At 75.0% G+C, this 23,250-nt stretch carries 20 protein-coding genes; 10 read left to right on the top strand and 10 right to left on the bottom strand.

Annotated features, from left to right (window positions below; all coding sequences use genetic code 11):
- Window positions 1-103 precede the first annotated feature (103 nt).
- Complete coding sequence (locus tag amrb99_RS35485) at window positions 104-1,606, top strand: PLP-dependent aminotransferase family protein (protein ID WP_190864583.1); 1,503 nt, start codon at window positions 104-106, stop codon at window positions 1,604-1,606.
- Between the two features lie 55 nt (window positions 1,607-1,661).
- On the opposite strand, the gene amrb99_RS35480 is transcribed toward amrb99_RS35485, so the two are convergent.
- The 5 genes from amrb99_RS35480 to amrb99_RS35460 form a co-directional block, all read right to left on the bottom strand.
- On the bottom strand, window positions 1,662-2,303 hold the full coding sequence (locus amrb99_RS35480; protein WP_190864581.1) for a hypothetical protein: 642 nt from the start codon (window positions 2,301-2,303) through the stop codon (window positions 1,662-1,664).
- Window positions 2,300-2,878 carry a sigma-70 family RNA polymerase sigma factor gene (locus amrb99_RS35475; protein WP_190864579.1) on the bottom strand — a complete coding sequence of 193 codons (579 nt, stop codon included), beginning with the start codon at window positions 2,876-2,878 and terminating at the stop codon, window positions 2,300-2,302. The genes amrb99_RS35480 and amrb99_RS35475 overlap by 4 nt, the downstream gene beginning before the upstream one ends.
- 97 nt (window positions 2,879-2,975) lie before the next feature.
- Window positions 2,976-3,548 carry a heme-binding protein gene (locus amrb99_RS35470; RefSeq protein WP_190864577.1) on the bottom strand — a complete coding sequence of 191 codons (573 nt, stop codon included), beginning with the start codon at window positions 3,546-3,548 and terminating at the stop codon, window positions 2,976-2,978.
- 581 nt (window positions 3,549-4,129) lie between these two features.
- The gene (locus tag amrb99_RS35465; protein ID WP_241756227.1) at window positions 4,130-5,083 is read right to left on the bottom strand and encodes an alpha/beta fold hydrolase; all 954 of its coding nucleotides are present in this window, start codon (window positions 5,081-5,083) and stop codon (window positions 4,130-4,132) included.
- Window positions 5,084-5,145: 62 nt separating this feature from the next.
- Complete coding sequence (locus amrb99_RS35460; RefSeq protein WP_190864575.1) at window positions 5,146-6,015, bottom strand: sigma-70 family RNA polymerase sigma factor; 870 nt, start codon at window positions 6,013-6,015, stop codon at window positions 5,146-5,148.
- 140 nt (window positions 6,016-6,155) lie between these two features.
- Between amrb99_RS35460 and amrb99_RS35455 the strand changes: the two genes are divergently transcribed.
- Window positions 6,156-6,611, top strand: coding sequence for a carboxymuconolactone decarboxylase family protein (locus amrb99_RS35455; protein WP_190864573.1), 456 nt, complete (start codon window positions 6,156-6,158; stop codon window positions 6,609-6,611).
- A 118-nt stretch (window positions 6,612-6,729) separates the two neighbouring features.
- On the top strand, window positions 6,730-8,850 hold the full coding sequence (locus tag amrb99_RS53420; protein ID WP_206700230.1) for a histidine kinase: 2,121 nt from the start codon (window positions 6,730-6,732) through the stop codon (window positions 8,848-8,850).
- Here amrb99_RS53420 and amrb99_RS35445 read toward each other — a convergent pair.
- A complete protein-coding gene (locus tag amrb99_RS35445) occupies window positions 8,847-9,452 on the bottom strand; it encodes a response regulator (protein ID WP_190864570.1) in 606 nt (201 codons plus the stop codon). The two genes, amrb99_RS53420 and amrb99_RS35445, sit on opposite strands and share 4 nt — an antisense overlap.
- A 109-nt stretch (window positions 9,453-9,561) precedes the next feature.
- On the opposite strand from amrb99_RS35445, the gene amrb99_RS35440 reads away from it, so the two are divergent.
- The 6 genes from amrb99_RS35440 to amrb99_RS35415 all read left to right on the top strand — a co-directional run bounded on the left by amrb99_RS35440 (window position 9,562) and on the right by amrb99_RS35415 (window position 17,403).
- Window positions 9,562-10,293: an ABC transporter ATP-binding protein gene (locus amrb99_RS35440; protein WP_206700229.1), complete on the top strand. Its 732-nt coding sequence runs from the start codon at window positions 9,562-9,564 to the stop codon at window positions 10,291-10,293.
- Window positions 10,293-12,710: an ABC transporter permease gene (locus amrb99_RS35435; protein ID WP_190864634.1), complete on the top strand. Its 2,418-nt coding sequence runs from the start codon at window positions 10,293-10,295 to the stop codon at window positions 12,708-12,710. The genes amrb99_RS35440 and amrb99_RS35435 overlap by 1 nt, the downstream gene beginning before the upstream one ends.
- Before the next feature lie 724 nt (window positions 12,711-13,434).
- On the top strand, window positions 13,435-14,451 hold the full coding sequence (locus amrb99_RS35430; RefSeq protein ID WP_241756226.1) for a hypothetical protein: 1,017 nt from the start codon (window positions 13,435-13,437) through the stop codon (window positions 14,449-14,451).
- 291 nt (window positions 14,452-14,742) lie between these two features.
- Window positions 14,743-15,606 carry a peptidoglycan-binding protein gene (locus tag amrb99_RS35425; RefSeq protein ID WP_190864565.1) on the top strand — a complete coding sequence of 288 codons (864 nt, stop codon included), beginning with the start codon at window positions 14,743-14,745 and terminating at the stop codon, window positions 15,604-15,606.
- Between the two features lie 47 nt (window positions 15,607-15,653).
- The gene (locus amrb99_RS35420) at window positions 15,654-16,460 is read left to right on the top strand and encodes a CHAP domain-containing protein (RefSeq protein WP_190864563.1); all 807 of its coding nucleotides are present in this window, start codon (window positions 15,654-15,656) and stop codon (window positions 16,458-16,460) included.
- Window positions 16,461-16,473: 13 nt separating this feature from the next.
- A complete protein-coding gene (locus amrb99_RS35415) occupies window positions 16,474-17,403 on the top strand; it encodes a SpoIID/LytB domain-containing protein (RefSeq protein ID WP_190864561.1) in 930 nt (309 codons plus the stop codon).
- A gap of 93 nt (window positions 17,404-17,496) precedes the next feature.
- On the opposite strand, the gene amrb99_RS35410 is transcribed toward amrb99_RS35415, so the two are convergent.
- Both amrb99_RS35410 and amrb99_RS35405 read right to left on the bottom strand, forming a co-directional pair.
- The gene (locus tag amrb99_RS35410) at window positions 17,497-18,492 is read right to left on the bottom strand and encodes a hypothetical protein (RefSeq protein ID WP_190864552.1); all 996 of its coding nucleotides are present in this window, start codon (window positions 18,490-18,492) and stop codon (window positions 17,497-17,499) included.
- Window positions 18,489-19,076: a sigma-70 family RNA polymerase sigma factor gene (locus amrb99_RS35405; protein ID WP_190864549.1), complete on the bottom strand. Its 588-nt coding sequence runs from the start codon at window positions 19,074-19,076 to the stop codon at window positions 18,489-18,491. The genes amrb99_RS35410 and amrb99_RS35405 overlap by 4 nt, the downstream gene beginning before the upstream one ends.
- 127 nt (window positions 19,077-19,203) lie before the next feature.
- On the opposite strand from amrb99_RS35405, the gene lexA reads away from it, so the two are divergent.
- Entirely contained in the window at window positions 19,204-19,875 is a 672-nt protein-coding gene (lexA, locus tag amrb99_RS35400; RefSeq protein WP_347256989.1) for a transcriptional repressor LexA, read from the top strand.
- A gap of 31 nt (window positions 19,876-19,906) precedes the next feature.
- On the opposite strand, the gene amrb99_RS35395 is transcribed toward lexA, so the two are convergent.
- Together amrb99_RS35395 and amrb99_RS35390 are read right to left on the bottom strand one after the other, a co-directional pair.
- Window positions 19,907-21,487, bottom strand: a complete 1,581-nt coding sequence (locus amrb99_RS35395; protein WP_190864544.1) for an AMP-binding protein — start codon at window positions 21,485-21,487, stop codon at window positions 19,907-19,909.
- Entirely contained in the window at window positions 21,484-23,202 is a 1,719-nt protein-coding gene (locus tag amrb99_RS35390) for an amidohydrolase family protein (protein ID WP_190864542.1), read from the bottom strand. Before amrb99_RS35390 ends, amrb99_RS35395 begins: the two co-directional genes overlap by 4 nt.
- Window positions 23,203-23,250 lie beyond the last annotated feature (48 nt).

Below are 23,250 nucleotides of genomic sequence, written 5' to 3'. Positions count from 1 at the left end.
GCGGCGGTGCGCGGAGCCTCGCCGAACCTGGATGTCCGGCATCCGGATCACCTCCCGCAGATCAATCTAGGAGGCGAAGAGACCCGCGATAGAGTGCAATTCCATGTCCGAAACGTGGGTCAATCTGGCCGAGCGGATCGGCGCGGACCTGCACCTCGACCTGACCGGACCGGGCGGGCGCCGCGCCGCGCTGACCCGCGCGCTGCGCGCGGCGGTCCGGTCCGGGCGGCTGGCCCCGGGCACGCGGCTGCCGCCCTACCGGTCGCTGGCCGCCGACCTCGGCCTGGCCCGCAACACCGTCGCCGACGCGTACGCCGAACTCGTCGCCGAGGGCTGGCTGACCGCGCGCCAGGGCTCCGGGACGCGCGTCGCGCCCCGCGCCGAGCCGCCCGCGCCGGGCCGGGCGTCCGCATCGGGCCGCACGTCCGCATCGGGCAGCGCTTCCGCATCGGGCCGGACGTCCGTGTCAGGCCGCGCTTACGTGTCGGGCCGCGAGGGGCCTTCGCCGCTTGGTCGTCGCGCGGACCGTCCCGTGCACGACCTGCGGCAGGGGCAGCCCGACCCGTCGTCGTTCCCGCGCTCGGCCTGGCTCGCGTCGGCGCGCCGGGCGGTCACCGCCGCGCCGAACGACGCGTTCGGCCCCGGCGACCCGCGCGGCCGCCCCGAGCTGCGCCACGCGCTCGCCGAGTACCTCGCCCGCACCCGGGGCGTCCGCGCCGACCCGGAGGCGATCGTGGTCTGCTCCGGGTTCGCGCACGCGCTCCGGCTGCTGTTCGGCGGCGGCGTGCTGCGCGGCCCGCTCGCCGTCGAGGGCTACGGCCTGCCGTTCCACCGGGAGCTGCTGGCGCAGGCCGGCGTCCGCACCCGCCCTCTCGGCGTGGACGCCGACGGCGCGCGGATCGGCGAGCTGTCCACCCGCGAACGCGCCGTCCTGCTGACCCCCGCGCACCAGTTCCCGACGGGCGGCCCGCTGTCCGCGCAGCGCCGGACCGCCGCCGTCGGCTGGGCGTGCTCGGCGGACCGGATCGTCATCGAGGACGACTACGACGGCGAGTTCCGCTACGACCGCCGGCCCATCGGCGCGCTCCAGGGCCTGGCCCCCGACCGGGTGGTCTACGCGGGGTCCGTCAGCAAGAGCCTGTCCCCGGCCGTCCGGCTCGGCTGGATGGTCCTGCCCGGCCACCTGGTGGACGCCGTGCTCGCCGCCAAGGGCGAGCGCGAGGCGTGGGCGGGCGTGCTGGACCAGCTGACCCTGGCCGACTTCCTGCGGTGCGGCTCCTACGACCGGCACGTCCGCCGGATGCGGCAGCGGTACCGCGCCCGCCGGGACCGCTTCGTCACCGCCCTCGCCGAGCGCGCCCCGCACGTCCACGCGACGGGCATCGCGGCCGGGCTGCACGCCGTCCTGCGCCTCCCGCCCGGCACCGAGCCGGCCGCGCTGGACGCCGCCGCCCGCGCCGGCATCGCCCTGGACGGGCTGTCGGCGTTCCGCCATCCCGAAGCGCCCTTCCCACCGGAGGACGGCCTGGTCGTCGGCTACGCGACGCCGCCCGACCACGCCTTCGGGGCGGCGCTCGACGCCGTCCTCGGCGTCCTTCCCCGCTAGACGGCGGGGCGCCGCGACGCTGCCCGCGTCACGGCGCCCTCGTCAAGCGGAGCCGCTAGTCGTCCGGGCCCTCGACCGTGTTGGGGCCGTCGCCCGCCCAGTCCTCGTGGACCTCGGGCCCGCCCGGCACGACGACGCACGCGCCGACCGGGCCCTGCGCGACCTTCGGGGTGAGGACGCTCGACTTGATCTCATCGTTCTTCCCGAGCAGCGCCCACACGTCCAGCACGACGGTCTGCCCCGGCTTGAGCCTCTTGGGGTAGATCAGCGTGGCGTTCGCGGACATCTCCTTCGGAATGGTCCCGAACACGGCGTCGGCCGACCCGTCGTAGATCCAGTGCGCCCGGCCCGGCCTGCACTTCTTGCCGCTCGGCAGGAAGTTCACCTCCGCCGGGATCCCGAATCCCCGCAGCTTGCTCCGCACGCGCTCGGGGTGCGACCACTCCCGCCAGTACACCGCGACGGAGCCGTCCCGCCGCAGCTCGACCGCGTTGGCCTTGGCCTCGCCCCCGCCGGTGACCATCGGGATCGCGACCGTGGCGCCCGCCGCCGCCGCGACGACCGCCAGGCCCAGTCCGAGCCGGCGCCCGGGACGGCGCCGCGCGGCCCGCCCCTCCGGCGCCGCGTCCGGCGCCGCGGCGCGCTCGGCGACCACGGCCTTCAGCTCCGACAGGATCCGCTCCTCGTACCCGTTCATGCGCCCTCCTTCGCGTACGCGAGCGCCCTGCCCGCCTCCGGCACCAGGTCGCGCAGCGCCCGCCGCGCCCGGTGCAGCCGCACCCGCGCGGTCACCGGCCGGATGCCGAGCGCCGCCGCGGCCTCGGTCACCGTCAGCCCGTCCACCGCGATCAGTTCCAGCACCGCGCGCACGCCGTCCGGCAGCGCGTGCAGCGCCTGGTGGGTGCGGCGGCCCGCCGCCTCGGCGTCGATGCGCTCCACCAGCGCCGCGATGTCGTCGGCCTCCAGCCGCCGCCGTCCCGCCTCCCGGCCCGTCGTGCGGCGCTCCCGGGCGGCGCGGCGCCGCTCGGCCGCGACCACGTTGCGGGCCACCCCGTACAGCCAGCCGACCTCCGAGCCCGCCGCGGGCCGGTAGGTGTGCGCCGACTCGATGACCGCGAGGAACACCTCGGCGGTCAGGTCGGCGGCGGTGTGCGGGTCGTCGACCCGGCGGGCCACGAACCGGCCCACCGCCTCGACGTGCCGCCGGTAGAACTCCTCGAACGCCGCTGGGTCGCGTCCCACGCGGGCGAGGCCGTCGTCGGATCCGGCCATGCGCTCACTCCCTCTCGCCGCTTCACCCCCACTTGGCTCGGGGAAGCGAACGCGTTACCGCCGAGTCTGCCGCCGCCGGCCCCGCCTCGCCTCGCGGTCAGCGGCCGATGGCCGCCAGCACGTCGTTGGCGATCGCCTCGTCGATCCGCCCGTCCGGTGCGCCGCCCACGCCGATGCCCGCGATCGGGAAGCCCTTGTAGAGGACGGGGACGCCGCCCGGCAGCGTGAGCGTGCCCGGGATCTGCTTGATCGTCTCGTTCCCGGCCAGGGCGCTCGTGGGCTGCCCGAACGCCACCGCCGTGTACGCCTTGGCCTTGGCCGACACATAGGTCTGCGGGCCCGACTCGCGCGTCCGGACCACCAGCCGGATGGTGCCCGCCCGCTCCATGATCACCATCGTCACGCGCTGGTTCCCGTGCCGCCGGGCCGACTCCACCAATTCCCTGGACGCGCGGACGAGCGCGCTGTTCGTCAGCACCCGCTCCGGTGCGGTGGCCTGCCCGTGCTTCCCGTGCCCGTGCCCGCCGCGCCCGTCCTGGACGGCCCGTCCGTCCTGGACGGCGACGGCGGCGGCCGGCGCGGCGGCGGACGCGGTCCCCGCGACGCCGGCCGTCCCGGCGGCGACCGCGCCCAGCGCGACGGCGCCGCCGATGAAACACCTGATCGACATGTTCTCCCCGATTCTCCGACATGCGATTACATAGAGTGACACTCTATGGTCGAAACGTAACCGCGTGTCAGAGCAGAGGGCAATGTGCGGCGGGCAGCGTCCGGCCAACTCTCGGCAAAGCGCCCCGCGCCGCTCACTCGGCCGCGGCGCCTCCCGGCGGCCCGCGGGAGGCGGTCGCGGACGTGGCGCCGGAGCGCCGGGGGCCCGTCAACGGCCGCCGCCGTGCGAGCACCGTCCGGTCCCCTGGCATGTGCCGCAGGTGCGGCCGCCGGATAGCGTGCCGCTGCCGCCGCATGTGGAGCATCCGGGGCAGTCGCACGCCAGGACGGCGCGGTGGACCGGGACGGTGAGGGCGGTGGTCGCGGTGTCGTGCATCGGGGTCTCCCATGGCGCGGTGTGCGGGTGTTCGGGGACGCGCCGCCGCCGGGGCAGAGCGGCGCATCCCTCCTGACGCGATGACTCTGCGTTGATGATGCGCGACTCTTCGTTTGGCACCTCGGCGCCACAGGGGCGTCCCCCGCGGGTACCGCGCACAGCCGCCGCCGCTGCTTGACAGAGCCCGCTCCGGTGCCGGGCGCCGGCTAGATGTTCGGGCCGTAGCCGGTGCACCGCGGCCGGAAGCCCGGCTCACGGGGGCCGACGGCGTCGAGGACGATCTGCATGACCGGGCCGTCGAGCGTCATCCCGGAGTGGCTCACCGGGTCGTCGGGGCACAGGTCCTGCAGCAGGACGTTCGTCGAGTCGCCGCCGTGCAGGAACGAGTTCGCCAGCGGGGTGACGGTCGTGTCGTGCGAGGTCGCGATCGTCAGGTAGCGGACGCCGGGGACGGTGTCGCCGTCGGCGAACAGCGCCTTCTGGAAGTCGGAGCCCTCCTCCTGCTCGGGGTAGGTGGGCGCGCCGGCGAACCGGTAGGCGTCGTTGACGAGGCCGAGGACGTGCAGCGTCCGGCCGAGGTCGACCAGGCCGCCCATGGTGGTGCCGTGGTTGGTCGGCGACAGCCCGATCATCGTGCGGACCTTGCCGGCGCCGCCGAGCCGCTTGATGTAGTAGTTCGGCATCATCCCGCCCTGCGACGCGCCGATCACGTCGACCTTCGCGGCCCCGGTGGCGGTCAGCACGCGGTCGACGAACGCGCTCATGGTGCGGGCCGACGCGGCGATCTCGCCGAGCCCGTAGACGCGGCCGAGGCTGGAAGACGTCTCGCCGTAGTTGAACCCATAGACGCAGTACCCCGCGTTGGCCAGGGTGGGCGCGATCATGGCGCCGGCGGAGCCGAGGTTGGACGTGGTGCCATGCACGATCACGACGGGGTACGGGTGCCCGGCGGACGGCCGGCAGGACCAGACGTTGGCCCCGGCGACGGCGTCGGGGCTGAAGAGGAAGTTGCCGATCGAGGTCGCGAGGTCGCCCACCGGGTAGGCGGTCTGCGCGCGGGCGGGGGCGGCCGCGAGCGCGGGGGCGGCGACGGCGGCGCACGCCGCCAGGGCGGCCGCGATGAGGCGGCGCCGCATGCGGTGCCTTCGCGTGCGTTTCATAAGAACAACAGTATCTATTTGGAAATCGCGGATCTACGCCCCCGCGTGACAACCCGCGCGGGTCAGGCGACCCAGGACGGGACGATCCGGCCCAGCCGCGCGGGGTCGGTGAGCCCGCTGATCGCGGTGACGGCGCCGTCCGCGACCGTGAAGGCCAGCACCGTGACCGGCCGTCCGCCGACGGTGATGAGGACGCCGGGGCGGCCGTCGACGAGCGCCGGATGCCCCGTCGCGCCCGGCCGCGCGAACCTGGCCGCCTGCGCCGCGACCTCGGCCGCGCCGCGCACGACGGTGCTCCCGCCGGGGCCGTGCGCGCGCAGCTCGACGTCCGGGGCGAGCACGGACAGCAGCCCGGCGACGTCGCCCCTGCCCGCCGCCGCCAGGAACGCGTCGACGACGTCGCGGGCCGCGGCGCCGGAGCCGGGCGCGGGCGCGCCCGACCGCAGCCGCCCGCGGGCCCGGCTGGCGAGCATCTTGGCGGCCGCGGTGCTGCGGCCGAGGACCCCGGCGATCGCGTCGAACGGGACCTCGAACACGTCGTGGAGCACGAACGACACCCGTTCCGCCGGGGTCAGGGCGTCCATGACGACGTAGAGCGCGAGGCCCACGGACTCGGCGAGCAGCGCCTCCTCCTCGGGATAGATCCGCGTGTCCGCGGCCGCGTCGAGGGGGAGCGCGCCGACGTCGAGTTCGAGGGGCTGCTCGCGCCGCGTCCCGCGCCTGCGCAGGACGTCCAGGCAGATGCGGCCGGTCACCGTGGTGAGCCAGCCGCGCAGGTCCGCGATCTCGCCGCCGGTGCGGGCGAGCCGCAGCCACGCCTCCTGGACGGCGTCGTCCGCGTCGGAATGGGATCCGAGCACGCGGAACGCCACCGCGTGGAGGTAGGGGCGGTGGGCCTGGAACTCGGCGGCGAGCGCGTCCTCGTCGGTCACGGTCCTCCTCGGTCTGCGGGCGGTGTCACTACCAGGACGCGCGGGGCGCCGCAGAGGTAACGCCCCGGGCCCGGCGTTACCTCCCGCGATGTCGAGACGTCGTAGTGCCGTCCACCGACGAACCGTTCCAAGGAGGAGCGATGACGGCACGTATCCACGACGCGAAGAGCCAGCCCGACATCACGAAGGGGGTGCAGCTGCTCTTCAAGGAGGTGTACTCGGGCGGCGTGCCGCGCGAGACGCTGGAGCTGGTGCACCTGCGCGCGAGCCAGATCAACGGCTGCAGCGCCTGCGTCGACGCGGGCGCCACGGCCGCGGCCAAGGCGGGCATCGCACACGAGAAGCTGATGGGCGTGGCGGCCTGGTACGAGAACCCGCTGTTCGACGAGGCGGAGCGGGCCGCGCTGGCGCTCGCCGAGGCCGCGACCCGGCTGTCCGACCGGCCCGGCGCCGTCACCGACGAGATCTGGGCGGAGGCCGCGCGGCACTTCGACGAGCGGCAGCTCGGGTCGCTGGTGCTGATGGTGGCGGTCACCAACTTCTTCAACCGGATCAACACCACCTTCCGGGTGCCCGCCGGAACCCGCTGGGACTGACCCCGCACGTCGCCCGCCGTGCCCCGCACCTCGCCCGCCGCATCTCACCGGCCGCACCGCGCGGCGGGCGGCGGTCCCGCCGCGTGGCAGGATCGTGGCACGCGGAGTATGTAGGGGTGTGTCCGGGATTGTGAGAGGGCGTTCGCCGGGGCGGGCGCGGCTGACCGTCGGGGCCGTGCTGGCGTCGTTCGCGGGGGTGTACGTGCTGGCGGCCCCGGCGCGGACCGAGGGGGCCGTCCGGGTGGCGGCGGCGATCGCTCTGGTGGCGATCGTCCTCGCCGTCCAGGTCGTGCGGGTCGTGTCGCGGGACGGCCGGTGGCGCTGGGGGATCCCCGTCCAGGCGGCGGCGGCCTACGCGGGCGTGCTGGCGTTCGGCACGTCCGCGGGCGTCCTCGGGTTCGCGGCGGGTTCGCTGCTCCTGGCGGGCGCGTGGCCGCTCGCGGCGGCGGTCGTCGGGAGCGCGGCGGTCCTCGGCGGCGCCGACGTCACGATCAGCTGCCTGCTCACCGGGCTGGTCGTCTACGGGCTGGTGCGGCTGGCGGACCGGGCGGACGACACCGCGGCGGCGCGGCTGCCGGTGACGCTGGCGGCGGTGGCGCGGGAGCGGCTGCGGATCGCGGCGGAGCTGAACCGCGGGCTCGGGGACGGGCTGCGGGAGATCTCCGAGGGGAGCCGCCGGGCGCTGGAGCGGCCCGAGGCGATCGCGGACGTGCTGGACGTCGCGCGGAGGTCGCTGAACGAGGCGCGGGCCGCGGCGGCGGACTTCCGCAGCATGTCGCTGGCGCCCGAAGCGTCGGCGGCGCGCGCTCTGCTGGAGTCCGCGGGCGTCGAAGCGGAAGTGCGGACGGACCACAGCGAGCCCCTCGGCCCGGCCGGTGCGCTGCTGGCGATGGCGCTGCGCGAGGCGGTCACGGACGTCGTGCGCGTCGGGACGGCGCGGACCTGCGTCATCGAGACCTCGGAGGCGGACGGGTCCGTGCGGCTGCGCGTCGTGAACGACGGCGTCCGGACGGCGGAGCTGGGCGAGGAGGGGCTGGAGGACGCCGCGCGGCGGGTGCGGGCCGCGGGCGGCGCCTTCGCCACCGGGCTCGGGGAGGACGGCAGGTTCGCGGTCGAGGTGTCGGTGGCGGCGGGCGAGCGGCCGGTGAGCCTGCCGGACCGGGCGGCCTACCGGCTGTCGGTGGGGCTGCTGGCGGCGGTGCTGGCGGGGTTCTCCGTCAAGGGGCTGCTCCAGGTCCCGTGGGGGCCGGAGTGGCCGGTCGCGGCGGCGCTGCTCGTCTTCATCGGCGCGGTGCAGCTGTTCTGGACGAGCACCGGGCGGCCGAGGGCGTGGGCGCCGTGCCTGGCGGTGCTGAGCTTCGCGCCCGTGCCGCTCCTCGGGAAGGCGTGGCTGGGCGTCGCGGGCTTCCTGGTCGGGACGCTGCTGGTGGGCCTGCCGCGCCGGGTCGCGGTCCCGCTGGTGGCCGGGGTGATGGCGGCGGTCGGGGCGGGCGCGTGGGCCCTGCGGCTCGGGCCCGCGGCCATAACGAACTATGTGGTCAGCACGCTGGTCACGGGCCTCGTCGTGTACGGGCTCGTCCGGTTGGCGCGGCTCGTCCGGGACCTGCGGGCGGCCGGGGAGGAGCTGGCGCGGGCGGCGACCGTCCAGGAGCGGCTGCGCGCGGCGCGCGACCTGCACGACCTGCTGGGGCACAGCCTCGCGGCGATCCTGCTGAAGTGCGAGCTGGCGCGGCGGCTCGCGGACGTCGATCCGAAGCGCGCGCGGGCGGAGCTGGAAGAGGTCGTCGCGATGGCGGAGCGGGCCGGGAAGGACCTGGAGGCGGCCACCGGCGGCGAGGCCGGGCTGTCGCTGGACGGGGAGGCGCGCTCCGCGCGGTCGGTGCTGACGGCGGCGGGCGTCGAGGTCGAAATGAACCTCGCGCACGGCGAGGTGCCGGACGGGACGTCCGCGGTGCTCGGCACGGTGCTGCGCGAGGCCGTGACCAACATCCTCCGGCACAGCGCCGCGACGCGCTGTGTCATCGCGACCGCGCAGGAGGACGGTGTAATCCGGCTGGTCGTGGAGAACGACGGGCTGGATCCGGCGGCGCCGCGTACGGCGCCCGGGTCGGGGATCGGGAACCTGACCACGCGCCTGGCGTCGGCCGGAGGGACGCTCAGCGCGCGCGCCGACGGCAAGGGCGGCTTCCGGGTGGAGGCGGTCGTCGGCCAGAGCCGGCCCGAAGAGGAGGCCGGCTAGAGCCAGCCGGCCTCCCGCGCTATGCGGGCCGCGTCGGTGCGGTTGCGGGCGTTGAGCTTGGTGACGACGGCGGTCAGGTAGTTGCGCACGGTGCCCGCCGACAGGTGCAGCCGCGCGGCGATCTCCGGTGCCTCGGCGCCCTCGGCGGCCAGCCGCAGCACGTCCGTCTCGCGCGGGGTGAGCGGGTTGTCGGCGAGGTCCCAGGCGGTGAGGGCGAGCTGGGGGTCGAGGACGCGCTCGCCCGCGGCGACCTTGCGGATCCCGGCGGCGAGCTCGTCCGGCGGCGCGGTCTTCAGCAGGAAGCCGCGGACGTTCGCGGCGAGGGCGCGGCGCAGGTGGCCGGGCTTGCCGTGGCCGGTGAGGATCATCACGGCGACATCGGGGAGGGCGTCGTGAAGGGCGGCGGCGGCCGCGAGGCCGTCCAGGCCGGGCATGTCGACGTCCAGCACGGCGACGTCCGGGCGGGCGGCGCGGGCCGCGGCGAGGACCTCGTCGCCCCGCTCGACCTCGGCCACCACGGTCAGGTCCGGTTCCAGCGACAGCAGGGCCGCCAGCGCGCTGCGCACCACGTGGTGGTCGTCCGCGAGGAGCACGTTGATCACGGCTCATGTCTACCAGTGACCGCGTCACGGGCCGGACCATGACGAGATCACATGGGACCGGTGATCTGCTCTCTGGCCCGTGAAGGCGCAGGTCAGAAGACTTGTCCCCATGAACGAAGCGGTGCGGATGGACGCGGTCAGCAAGGTGTACGGCAAGGGGAGGGGCGCGGTGGCGGCGCTGCGCGAGGTGTCCACGGGCATCCCGCGCGGCCGGTTCACCGCCGTGATGGGCCCGTCGGGATCGGGGAAGAGCACGTTCCTGCACTGCGCCGCGGGCCTCGACACCCCGACGTCCGGCAGCGTCCGGCTGGGCGACACCGAGCTGTCGTCCATGAACGAGACGAAGCTGACGGAGCTGCGCAGGCAGCGGGTCGGTTTCGTGTTCCAGGCGTTCAACCTGGTGTCGTCGCTGACGGTCGAGCAGAACATCACCCTGCCGCTGCGGCTCGCCCGCGCGCGGGTCGACCGGAAGTGGCTGGACGAGGTCGTCGCGAGAGTCGGCCTGAGCGAACGCACCGGGCACCGTCCGGCGCAGTTGTCCGGCGGGCAGCAGCAGCGCGTCGCCATAGCGCGCGCGCTCGTGACCCGTCCGGAGGTGGTGTTCGGCGACGAGCCGACCGGCGCGCTCGACACGATGACGGCCCGGGACGTCCTGACGCTGCTGCGCGAAACCGTCGACGCCATGGGGCAGACGGTCGTGATGGTGACCCACGACCCGGTCGCCGCGTCCTACGCGGACACGGTGCTGTTCCTCGCGGACGGCCGGATCGCCGACGCGATGGACGCGCCGTCCAGCGACAAGGTGGCGGCCCGCATGACCCGGCTGGGGGCGTGGAAGTGATGCTCGGGATCGTCCTTTCCACGGTGCGGCACCGCAAGGCGGGGTTCGCGGGGGCGTTCGCCGCGCTGCTGTGCGCGGCGGCGCTGGTGTGCGCGTGCGGGGTCCTGCTGGACACCGGGCTGCGCGGCTCGGTCGCGCCGGAGCGGTACGCCGGTGCGCCGGTCGTCGTGACCGGCGACCAGTTCGTCCACCAGACGAAGATCAAGAAGAAGGGCAAGGTCAAGCACAAGGCCAAGGCGATCGCCGAGCGGGCGTGGCTGCCCGCCTCGGCCGCCGACAAGGTCCGCGCCGCGGGCGCCCGCGGTGTCATCACCGAGGTGGCGTTCCCCGCCGAGATCGGCGCCGCGCCGGACGAGTCGTGGGGGCACGGCTGGGAGTCTGCCGCGCTGACCCCGTTCACGCTGCGGGAGGGCCGGGCGCCCGCCGCCCCCGGCGAGATCGTGGTCGACGCGGCGACGGCCCGCGCGAACGGCCTGCACGCCGGGTCGCGGGTGCGGGTCGCGTCCGCCGAACCCGGGACCTACCGGGTGACCGGCGTGACGCGGCAGGCCCTCAAGGACCAGGCGGCGATCTTCTTCAGCACCGCCGAGGCGCGCCGGCTGGCCGGGCACCCCGGCATGGTCACCGCGATCGGCGCGACCGGCTCCAAGGCCGCGATCGCCGGCGCGCTGCGCGGCACCCGCGCCACCGTCCACACGGGCGCGGACCGCGGCCGGGCCGAGTTCCCCGGCGCCGAGCGGTCCCGCGTCAAGCTGATCAGCATGGGCGGCGCGCTCGGCGGGACGGCCCTGCTCGTCGCGATCCTCGTCGTGTCCGGCACGTTCGCGCTCTCGGTGCAGCAGCGGCAGCGGGAGATCGCGCTGCTGCGCGCCGTCGCCGCGACGCCCCGGCAGGTCCGCCGGATGATCGGGCGGGAGGCGCTGCTCATCGGCCTCGCCGCCGGGCCGCTCGGCGCCGCCGCCGGGCTGCCGCTGGCGTTCTGGCTGCGCGACCGGTTCCGCGGCCTCGGCGCCCTGCCCCCGAACCTCGACCTCGTCGTCAGCCCGTTCCCGCCGGCCGCGGCGGCGGTGGCGGCGATCGTCGCGGCCGTCGCGGCGGCCCGGATCGCCGCGCGGCGGACGGCGCGGATCCGCCCGGTGGAGGCGCTCGGGGACGCGGCGCTGGCCCCCGCCCGGCTCGGCGCCGTCCGCACCGCCGCCGGGCTGCTGGTCCTGGCGGGCGCCGCCGTGCTGACGGCCGTCCTCGCGGGCCTGCACACCGAGGCCGCGGCGAGCCCCGTCACGATGCTGACCGCGCTCGCCTGGACGGTCGCGGTCGCGCTGCTCGGCCCCGTCATCGCCCGCGCGGCCGTCGCGGTGCTCGCCGTCCCGCTGCGCGCGTTCCCGGTCGGCGGGCACCTCGCCGCCGCGAACCTCGGTGCGGGCGCGCGGCGCCTCGCGTCCGTGATCACGCCGCTGACCCTGATGACCGGGCTCACCGCGACGATCCTGTTCGCGCAGACCACCACGGGTCACGCCGCGGTCCGCCAGGCGACCGACGGCACTCTCGCCGCGCACGTCGCGGGCCCGAAGATCCCGCACGGCGACGCGGAGCGGATCCGCCGCGCGCCCGGCGTCACCGCCGTGACCGAGGTCGTGCGCAGCACCGTCCGGGTCGGGCTGGAGAACTACGGCGTCCAAGGCGTCACCACCGCCGGGCTCGACAAGACCCTGGACCTCGACGTCCGCAAGGGCGATATCAAGGCCCTGGACGCCTCGTCCGTCGCGGTCAGCACGACCGCGGCGTCCCGGCTGCACGTCGCCCCCGGCGACACGCTCCGCCTCACGCTCGGCGACGGCACGCCCGCCGCGCTGAAGGTCGTCGCCGTGTACGGGCGCGGGCTCGGCTTCGGCGACCTCACCGTGTCCCACGACCTCCTCGCCGCGCACGTGGACGACCCGCGCGGCACCGTCCTCATCGCGGGCACGCCGCCGGAGGGCGTCCCGACCGTCAGCGCCGCGTCCCTCGCCGAGGACACGGCCTCCGCGAACGCCGAGGTCAACTACATCGCGATGGGCCTGATCATCGCGTTCACCGCGATCGCCGTCGTCAACACGCTGGCGATGTCGACCGCCGACCGGGCCCGCGAGCTCGCCGTGCTGCGGCTCTCCGGCGCCACCCGCCGGCAGATCATGCGGATGCTCGGCGGGGAGACCCTCGCGGTCGTGCTGATCGCCGGCGTCCTCGGCACCGCGATCGCGCTCGCGACGCTCACCGCGTTCGGGCGCGGCATGACCGGCGGCGGGCCGTCCGTCCCGCCGCTCGCGCACCTCGGCGTCATCGCCTGGGGCGCGCTCCTCGCGGCGGCGGCCACGGCGCTGCCCGCCCGCCTCGCGATGCGGGCCCGCCCCGCCGACGCCGTCGGCGCGCGCGAGTGACCTCCGGCCGGTCCCCACGCCCGGGCCGGTCATGAACGCCACCGGGCGGCGGTCGCCGCGGGCTCTGCCCGCGGCGACCGCCGTACGGAAGGCACCGCACGGGAAGGCGCCGCCCCGAGGGAGGTCTGGACAGATCGTCGCACCGGTTCTACTTTGATGACGATCGCACTGGGTGACGCGTGATGGCGGAGGTCAATGGTGAGCTGAGATCGTGGCGATTGCCGAGGCACGTCGATCGCAACGCACTTTGACCATGGGCTCCCGCAATGGCTGACGAAGCGCAGAACGACCCGCCTACCATTTCGAAACCGGTTGTCGCCGGCCTGTTAAGCCGCGAGTTCCTGCGGTTTCCCGGGTAAGGCCGGTACGTTGACCGCTGCACTCGATCGTCGAAAGGACCGGCGCTCGTCCGACGCCGCCCGCACGCGCGCGGGCGCGCGGGCGCCCATGGCTGGACGGTCGCATGGCTCGTCGTGAACGCCCGCTGGACCCGGCGGCAGGCCCGCTGGAGTCGTTCGCGCACGATCTCCGCGCGCTGCGGGTGTCCGCCGGTGAACCGACATACCGGCAATTGGCGCAAATCGCCGGATACAGCGCATCAACGTTGTCAGAAGCCGCCAGTGGCGTCCGTTTACCGACGTTATCGGTCGCACTCGCCTTTGTCGGCGCGTGCGGCGGCGATACGGAGGAGTGGGAGCGCCGCTGGAAAGAAGTCCACGGCGCCGTGCGGGCGCCCTACGAGGCGGATCCGTGCCCGCCGGAAGAGAACGCGGGCGCGGCGGGCGAGAACGCCGCCGCGGTTGAACATGACGCTGGCGGAGAGGCCGTCGTCAAGCGGGAGTTCCTGCACGCGGAAGTGCCGAACGAACCGGCGCCGGTGCCCCGGGAATTCCATTCGATCGTCATCGGCCCGGCCGCGAGCGGCGGCAGGACCAGGCGGACCGTCGCCGCCGCCACCGCCGCGTGCCTTCTCGCGGCCGGCTTCTTCGCCGTCGGGCTGACCGTCGGCGGGCAGGGCGGCGGCCGCGCGGACGCGGGCGGCTGCCCGGCCCCGGCGAAGAACCCGAAGTTCACCGCCACCGCGTACGGCGAGGGGGCGCACGTCCGGTCCGGCGCCGCCCTCGACCGGCCGACGGTGGCGACGTACGCGCCGGGATGCGTGATCGGGTTCACCGGCTTCTGCATCGGCGACAAGGTCACCGACCGGACCGCGGGCATCCCGGACAGCCGCTGGTTCATCCTCCCGGACGGCCACGTCGTCGCCTCGGCCGTCGTGCACGGGAACCCGCCCACGCACCTCGCCCCGTCCGGGTGCGCGGCGGCGCGGCCGGTGCCGAGAAGGCTGTCGCTGAAGGCCATCGGCGCGCCCTCGCGGGACTCCCGGGTCGTCCTCACCGCGACCGGCCCGAACGTGCAGATCGTGGGATTCGCCGCCTACTACGCGGGCGACCCGGCCAGCCCGGAGCTCCGCCTGTGGCACCAGATCGGGCTGATCGGCGAGTCCGCGTCCAGCCTGTCGGTCACCTGGCGGCCCGACCGGCTCCCGGCGCCCGTCCACGCCGGCGACCGCGTCCCCGTGGCGGCGGTCGCCTGCTTCGGCGGCGGCGCCCCGGGCGAGGCGGCGGTCCTCGCGTCGCTGAGGCTGCCCGGCCCCCGCACCGCGGCGTCGCTGGCGTCGCCGTCCACGACGGTCGACGCGTCGGCGCGCGAGGCCGCCTGCAAGTACCCCAGCGCCTCCTGACCGGCCCGGCCGCCGCGCGCTCCCTGTCCGCGCCTTCGTTCGCGGTGCCCGGCGGTGGGCGTCCCTCCCGCCGAACGACGCGGTGCCGATAAGGCCGCCCGGCCGTCCCGGTGCCGCGCGCGCCTCCTCTGACCTGCCCGTACAGCGGGCGACCGCGGCGTTCCGGCAGACCCTGACGGCCCCGATGTCCGGGGCTGATTGATCCCTTCCAGCAGGTGTGTCGATCAATCAATGCGGCCGGTAGCAACGAGGGACCACGAGGCAATCCGACCGCACGGAAGGACGCACCGCATGAAGCTGACGAGGACCCGGGCCGCCATCACAGGGCTGCTCGCGACCTTCGCGGTAACGGGCGGCCTGGCGGCGGGGGCGGTGCAGGCGTCGGCCGCACCGCACGTCGCGCCCGCCGCCCTGCCCGCCGTCGACATGGAGGCCACCGTCCTCGCCGCGCAGATCGACCCGCGGCGCGCCGACGACACGCTGACCCCGGGCGCGAAGGAGTCCGTCCTCGCCGTCGAGCAGGCGCTGCAGGCGCGGCACCTCCTGGACGCCCGCTGGGTCGACGGCTACTTCGGCACCGAGACCATCGCGGCGTACGCGGCCTACCAGCGCTCCCTCGGATACAGCGGCCTGGCCGCCAACGGGCTGCCCGGCGCGACGTCGCTCGCCGCGCTCGGGGAGAACCGCTACACCGTCACCAAGAAGATCGGGCCGGGCGCCAAGGTCCAGCGCGACGGATACACCGTCGACGCCCGCACCCAGGCGATGCTCGCCGAGGCCGAGCGGCTGCTCGGCTTCACGCTCGTCCTGTCGCAGGGCTCCTACAACCCGGGCGGCGACCCCTCGTCCGCCGGCACCCACGACGGCGGCGGCGTCGTCGACATCAGCGTCACCGGGATGTCCGCCGCCACCCGCACGTCCGTGGCGCGCGCGCTGCGCCAGGTGGGTTTCGCGGCCTGGGTCCGCAACCCGAACCAGGGCGACTGGCCCTGGCACATCCACGCCGCGGCGATCAACGACACCGATCTGTCCAGCCAGGCCCAGCACCAGACGGGCGACTACTACCTCGGCCTCAACGGCCTGGCCGACCGGGGCGCGGACGACGGGCCCCGCGTCCCCATCCACACCTGGGAGGAGTACCAGCGCACCCACTGACCGGGTTTCCGAGGCATCTCCGCACCCCCTATCGAAAGAGGAGACCAATGCCGCACCTGAAGAGGACCCTGACCTTCGCCGGCGCAGCGCTGGCCCTCACCGCGCCCCTCGTGGCCTCCGGTTCGCCCGCGTTCGCGGCGGCCCGCGACGGCGTCTGCGACAGCGGTGAGTTCTGCTACTACTACAACAGCGACGAGGCCGGTTCGATCTCCGACTTCACCACCTCGATCGGCGACTACGGCACCACCCAGCCCTCCTGCTACGAATTCAAGGGCCCGGGGAACGGCCAGGGCGTCTGCGTGAAGAACAACGCGGCGTCGGTGTGGAACCGCACCGGCCACACGGTGCGGGTCTACTACAACAGCAATTACGGCGGCTCGTCCCAGGACTTCGCGGCCGGCGCGAAAGGCAACCTCAACGCCACGCTGAAGAACAACAACGCCTCCCACCAGATCCTCGACGGGTCGGGGCAGACGCCGCGCAACGACTACGACGGGAACGCGCGCGGATTCGCGCAGAACAACTGCACCGCCTTCGCGGCGTGGCGGATCGCCAGCCGGCTCGGCGTCCCGAGCTTCAGCAACTCGTGGAAGACCACCTGGGGCAACGCGGGCACCTGGGACGACGCCGCCCGCAGGGTCGGCGTGACGGTCAACACGACGCCGTCGGTCGGCGCGATCGCCGTCAACGACGTGCACAAGGTCGGCCACGTCGCCTACGTCAACAGGGTCTACTCCGACGGCTCGTTCGACGTCGAGGAGTACAACTGGAACAACCCGCTCGCGTACGGCACCCGCTCGCACGTGCACGTGAGCAGCGCCCAGGCCGACTTCCAGTGGATGCTCCACTTCTGAGAGGCGGCCGGGAATGGCGATCCGCACAAGGGTGATGGGCGTCCTCGCCGCCGTGGTGACGGTGCTGGCGGGCATCGTGGTGGTGGCCGGACCGGCGTCCGCGGCGTCCCGTGACGGGGTCTGCGACAGCGGCGAGTTCTGCTACTACTTCAACAGCGACGAGGCCGGCTCGGTCTCCGACTTCACCGGCTCCCTCGACGACTACGGGACGACCCAGCCGACCTGCTACGAGTTCAAGGGCGCCGGGAACGGCCAGGGCGTCTGCGTGAAGAACAACGCGGCGTCGGTGTGGAACCGCACGAGCTACACGGTGCGGGTCTACTACAACAGCAATTACGCTGGCTCCTACCAGGACTTCGCGGCCGGCGCGAAAGGCAACCTCAACGCGACGCTGAAGAACAACAACGCCTCCCACCAGCTCCTCGCGTCGCAGCCCAGCGGATGCAAGACCGACGGGTCCAACACGACGCTGCCGTCCTCGATCCTGGTGTACCGGGTCGGCCTGGGCCGGGTGGACCGCGTCGACTTCAAGACCTACGTCAAGAACGTCCTGCCGAACGAGTGGATCTCGAGCTGGCCGAGCGCCTCGCTGGACGCGGGGGCGATGGCCGTCAAGAGCTACGCCTGGTACTGGGCGCTGCACTCGACCCGCAAGACCTCGGGCGGCGCGTGCTACGACGTCCGCGACGACACCGGTGACCAGGTGTACCGGCCGTCCTCGGCGGTGTCGTCGACGTCCGCCGCCGTCGACCGCACGTGGTCGACCCGGATGACCCGCAGCGGCAACATCCTGATCGCGCACTACTGCTCCACCACGACCGCCTGCGGCGCGTGGGTGGACGGGAACTGGATGTCGCAGTACGGCTCGCGCGACATGGCGAACGCCGGCTCGGACTTCCGGGCGATCCTCCACCACTACTACCGGGACATCGTCCTCTCCTGACGGGCCCCTCCCCGCACGGCGGGGCACCGGCATCCAGCCGGTGCCCCGCCGCCCCGCGCCGCCGGCCCTCGCGGGTCACGGAACGGCGGTCGCTCAGGGCGCGGACGGCGAACCGGGGGCGGCGGTCGGCGTCGGCGACGCCGCCGGCGGCGCGCCCGATCCCAGGTCCTCGGTCGGCTTGGGGCCGACGAACAGCATCACCTGGCCGTCCGCCCACGGGACGGCGTCGTGCACGTACCAGTTCCCCGGAACCTGCCCCGGGTAGCGGACCTGGCTCTCGTTGCCCACCATCACCCGATACTCGGGGACGGTGACCTTCCGCTTCGCCAGCGCGGCCAGCACCTCCGACAGGTGCCGCCCCCGGTACGCCATCCCGTGCATGGCCTCGCCGCGCGCGGTCGCCTGGGCGGTGCTCTGGTACTGCTCGCCGTGCCGCGCCGCGCGCCCGAAGACGATCGCGGCGGTGCCCGTGTAGCCCTTCCGGATCCGCACCCCCACCGTGCAGTCGTCCCCGCCGCTCGCGACCTCGCAGGCGCCCTTGACTCGGATCTCGGTGACGTCGTCCGGGTGCGTCCCCTCGCTGGTGTCCTCCATCACCACGGTGCCCACGATCGAGGGCGAGACGGGCACCAGGCTCAGGCTGACGTGCAGGCCGTGCGCGGCGAACTCCTCCTTGTACCGCGCGGGGTCGGCGTAGGGGTCGCGGATCCGCACGTCGATGTAGCCGCCCTTGCGGGTGAAGCTGAGCGCGGCGGCCAGCTGCACCCGCCCGTGCGAGCTCGTGGGCGGCGCGGGCCGTCCGGGGTCGCGCCCGGGATCGCCCGAGCCCCCGGACTGCGTGACGAGCGCCGCGGCGACCGCGGCCGCGGCGACTCCGGTGGCCAGCAGCGGAAGCCCGATGGCGAGCCGCCGGCGCGCCCGGGTCTTGGCGGGGACCGGATCCGCGGCGGCGGGGCCGGCGGCTTCGGCGGGCGCGGCGAGGATGCGTCCGGCCAGGTCGGCGGCCGTCTCGTCGGTGAGCAGCTCGGCGGCGCGGGCGTCGGTGACGGGGGCGAGGCGGCCGATGAGCGGGTCGATGTCGTGGTTCATGCGCGTTCTCCGTTGATGACCGCTGCGGGCATGGCGTGGGCGTTCGGGGCCTGGGCCCCCTGCCGGTCCAGGGCGCGGGCGAACCGGCGGCGGGCCCGGTGCAGCCGGATCCGCACCGCGTTGCGGGAGCACCCGAGCACCGCGGCGATCTCGCCGTGGTCCAGGCCCTCCCAGCCGACCAGCGACAGCAGCTCCCGGTCGCCCTCGGACAGCTCGCCGAACGCCGCCGCGATCGCGGCGAGCTCCCCGTCCCGCGGCGGCACGCGGTGCGCCGCGAGATCGCTGCGCAGCCGCCCCGCCAGGTCGCCGACCAGCGCCGACCGGCGGCGCTCGCCCCGGTGGTGGTTCGCCAGCACGCGGCGCGCGACGCCGTACAGCCACAGCCGGGCCGCGTCGCCGCGCGGCACGTCGTCCAGCCGCCGCCAGGCGACCAGGAACGTCTCGGCGAGCACGTCCGCCGCGTCCTGCGGATCGGCCGTGCGGCGCAGCGCGTAGCCGAGGATCCCGGCGCGGTGGGCCGCGTAGACGTGCTCGAAGCGGCGCCGCCGTTCGTCGGGCGGGGGTGGTTCCGAGGTGGCGGACACGTGGGTTTCCTCTCGCCGTGCGGACCGGACGACCACCACATGTCCGGCGGCGGCCGAGCATTTCACCGCCGCCCGGCGAGCGGCGCCGCCCGCGCCTCCACCCGCGCGGGGCCGCGGGACCTCTACAATTCCGCGGGTGGCCGCCTATCACGATCATGATGCGTTCGAGGGCCTGGACGTCTCCGCCCTCCCGCCGCGCCAGCAGCGGATCCTGGCCACGATCCGGGACTGGGTCGTCCGGTACGGCTACCCGCCGAGCACGCGGCAGATCGGCGACGCCGTCGGCCTGCGGTCATCGTCGTCGGTGTCGCGGCATCTCGCCAGCCTGGAGGACAAGGGCTTCCTGCGCCGGGGCGCCGCCGTCGCCCGCCCGATCGACGTGCGGTCCTTCCTGCGGGACGCCCCGGACGAGGCGCCCGCAGGGGACTCGGTGCCCGTCCCGGTCGTCGGCGACATCGCCGCCGGCGTGCCCATCACCGCCGAGCAGCACGCCGACGGCATGCTCGCGCTGCCCCGCGAGCTCGTCGGGCGGGGCACCGTCTTCGCGCTGCGGGTGCGCGGCGACTCGATGATCGAGGCCGCGATCTGCGACGGCGACACCGTCGTGGTCCGGCAGCAGCCGGAGGCGCACTCGGGGCAGATCGTCGCCGCGATGATCGACGGCGAGGCCACCGTGAAGGTCTACCGGCGCCGCGGCGGGCACGTCCTCCTCGAACCCCGCAACCCCGCGTACGACGTCATCGACGGCGACCGCGCGGTCATCCTGGGCATCGTCGTCTCGGTCCTGCGCAGCGTCTGATCCGGCGCCGCGCCCGCGATCCCGGGCGGGCTCAGGACGAGACGACGGCGCGAGCCCAGGCGTAGTCGGGCTTGCCGACGGGCGTGCGCCGCACGGCGTCCACGAAGCGGTAGACGCGCGGCACCTTGTAGCCCGCGAGCCGCTCCCGGCAGTGCGCGGTGAGCGCCTCCTCGCCGGTGCGCGCCTCGTCCCCGGCGGGCGTCCCGTCCGCCCAGGTCACGACGGCGGCGACGCGGTGGCCGAACCTCGGGTCGGCGGCGCCCACGACCACGGCGTCCGCGACGGACGGGTGGCCGCGCAGGACCGTCTCGACCTCCTCCGCGAACACCTTCTCGCCGCCGGTGTTGATGACCAGCGACCCGCGGCCGAGCAGCGTGACCGTGCCGTCGTCCTCGACGCGCGCGTGGTCGCCCTGCAGCGCCCACCGCCTGCCGTCCGGGTCGCGGACGAACGTCGCCGCGGTCTTCGCCTCGTCGCCCCAGTACGCGAGGGGGATGTGGCCGGTGCGGGCCACCACCCCCTCGGCGCCGGGCGGCACCGGGCGCAGGTCGTCGCCGAGGACCGCCAACCCGGGGGCGAGCTCGAAGCGGCCGTCGCCGACGCTGACGCCCATCGCGCCGGTCTCGGTGCCGCCGAGGTTGTCGGAGATGTAGACGTCCGGCAGCGCGGCCCGCAGCCGCTCCCTCACGCCGGACGACAGCGGCGCGCCGCCCGACCCGAACCCGAAGATCTCCAGGTCCGGGTGCGCGCCGGTGGCCAGCTCGTCCGCGACGGGCCCGGCCATCCCGTTGCCGACCAGCATGAACACCTGGCTGCGCTCGCGCGCGGCGAGCTCCAGCGCGGCCCGCGCGTCGAAGTGCCGCCCGGTCCACAGGATCGCCGTGCCGCCCGTGGTGAGGGCGATCAGCGTCATCCACTGGCCGCCGCCGTGCATCAGCGGGGCGTGCACCTGGACGCGCAGCGGCTCCCGCTCCGCGCATCCGGCCAGCTCCTCGGGGGACGCGACGACGGAGCCGCCGCCGTACGCGCCGCCGCCCAGGGCCGCGAAGAACAGGTCCTCCGACCTCCACAGGACGCCCTTGGGCAGGCCGGTGGTGCCGCCGGTGTAGAGCAGGTAGGGGTCGTCGGGCGAGCGCGGCCCGAAACCCCCGTCCGGGGACGCGGCGGCCAGCGCCTTCTCGTACTCGGCGTCGGCGGCCGCCTCGGCAGGGGAGCCGTCGTCGATGGCGACGGTGTGCCGCAGTCGCGGCAGCCGGTCGCGGTCGACGCCGCCGAGCAGGGACCGCTCGGCGACCAGCGCGACGCAGCCCGCGTCGCCGAGCAGGTGCGCCAGCTCCCCCGCGACGTACCGGTAGTTGACGTTGACGGGGGCGGCGCGGAGCTTGAAGCAGCCGAGCATCGTCTCGACCCATTCGGCCCGGTTGTAGGCGAGGATCCCGACGTGGTCGCCCGGCCGCACGCCCGCGCCGGCGAGATGGTGCGCGACGCGGTTCGCGCGGGCGTCCAGCTCCGCGTACGTCGACCGGACGGGTCCGGCGACGAGCGCGGTGCGGTCCGGGCAGGCGCCGGCGACCACCTCGAAGAGGTCCGCCAGGTTGAAGCGGCGCGTCACGAACGCGCTCCCCGGACCAGCCGTCCCGGCAGCTCGCCGGTGTGCTCGCCGTCCGCGAAGACCTGCGTCCCGGAGACGAACGTCGCGAGGTACCCGTCGGCCCGCTGCACCAGCCGCCGCCCGCCCGCGGGCAGGTCGTACCGCATCTCCGGGCGGCGGTTCGCGACGCGGTCGAAGTCGATGAGGTTGAGGTCGGCCTTCTTGCCCGGGGCGATGATGCCCCGGTCCTCCAGCCCGTACAGGCGGGCCGTGTCGCGGGTCATCAGCCGCACGACGTGCTCCAGGGGCAGCTTCTCGCCGCGCCGCCGGTCCCGCGCCCAGTGGCTCAGCATGGTCGTGGGCAGCGACGCGTCGCAGATGAAGCCGCAGTGGGCGCCGCCGTCGCCGAGCCCGAGCACCGCGCGCGGATGGGTGAGCATCTCGCGGACGGGGTCGAGGCTGCGTTCGGAGTAGTTCAGCAGCGGCAGCAGGAGCAGGTTGCGGCCGTCGTCCTCCAGCAGCAGGTCGTACAGCATCTCCAGCGGGTCGCGGCCGGTCGCCGCCGCGCGGGCCGCCACCGACTCGTCCGGCGCGGGCTCGTAGTCGGGACGGTCGCCGTCCAGCGGGAACAGCCGGTCCAGGCAGCCGCGGACCATGGCGGCGAGCAGGTCCTCCTGCGGCGGGCGCTCGGCGAGGATCCGCGCGCGGACGTCCGGGTCGCGCATCCGCCTCACCCGCTCGGGCAGCGGCAGCAGCGCCAGCTCGGACACGTACGTCGGATGGTCGCCGAACGCGTGCAGCGTCTCCAGCCCGATCAGCATCCCGAACGGCCGCCCCGCCACCTGCGGGTACAGCCGCGCGTCGGTGCCGGCGGACAGCCGCATCAGCTCGCGCCACAGGTCCGGCGCGGCGTCGACCTGGAGCAGCGCGAACGACACCGGGCGGCCGGTCGCCTCCGCCAGCCGCCGCATCCACCGGACCTCGTCCGGCGGGGCGTTGACGTCCTCGCCGGCCGCGCCCACGGGGGCGATCTCGTAGACCCCGGAGTCCAGCTCGCGGAGCGCCTCGCCGATCCCGAACAGCTCCTCCTCGGCCGCGTACGTGCCGGGCACCGGCTCGCCGTCGATCGCGCGGTGGGCGAGCGTGCGGGAGGTGGAGAAGCCGAGCGCCCCGGCGGCCACGCCCTCCTTGACGATCGCCTTCATCGCGGCGATGTCGTCGGCGGTGGCGGGCTCGTTGCGGGCGCCGCGCTCGCCCATCACGTACGCGCGGACGGCGCCGTGCGGGACCTGCGTGCCGAGGTCCATGGTGCGGGGCGTCCGGTCCAGCGCGTCGAGGAACTCCGGGAAGCTCTCCCACTCCCAGGTGATGCCCTCGGCGAGCGCGCTGCCGGGGATGTCCTCGACGCCCTCCATCAGCCCGATCAGCCAGGCGTGCCGGTCGGGCCGGGCGGGCGCGAACCCGACGCCGCAGTTGCCCATGACCGCCGTGGTGACCCCGTGCCAGGACGACGGCGCGAGGATCGGGTCCCAGGTGGCCTGCCCGTCGTAGTGGGTGTGGATGTCCACGAACCCGGGGGTGAGCAGCGCGCCGTCCGCGTCGACCGTGCGGCGGCCGGGCCCGGCGCCGGGGCCGACGGCGGTGATGCGGTCGCCGGTGACGGCGACGTCGGCGGGGTAGGGGGGTGCGCCGGTGCCGTCCACGACCCGGGCGTTCCTGATCACCAGATCATCCATCGGGGTCACTCCTCGCGGCGCTCGCACCCCACTTTGAGACTTATGTCT

Source organism: Actinomadura sp. RB99, assembly GCF_014706005.1.
In the GTDB taxonomy this organism is placed as follows: domain Bacteria; phylum Actinomycetota; class Actinomycetes; order Streptosporangiales; family Streptosporangiaceae; genus Spirillospora.
The sequence above is the reverse complement of the archived record's forward strand: the minus strand, read 5'-3'. Positions and strand labels throughout refer to the sequence as shown.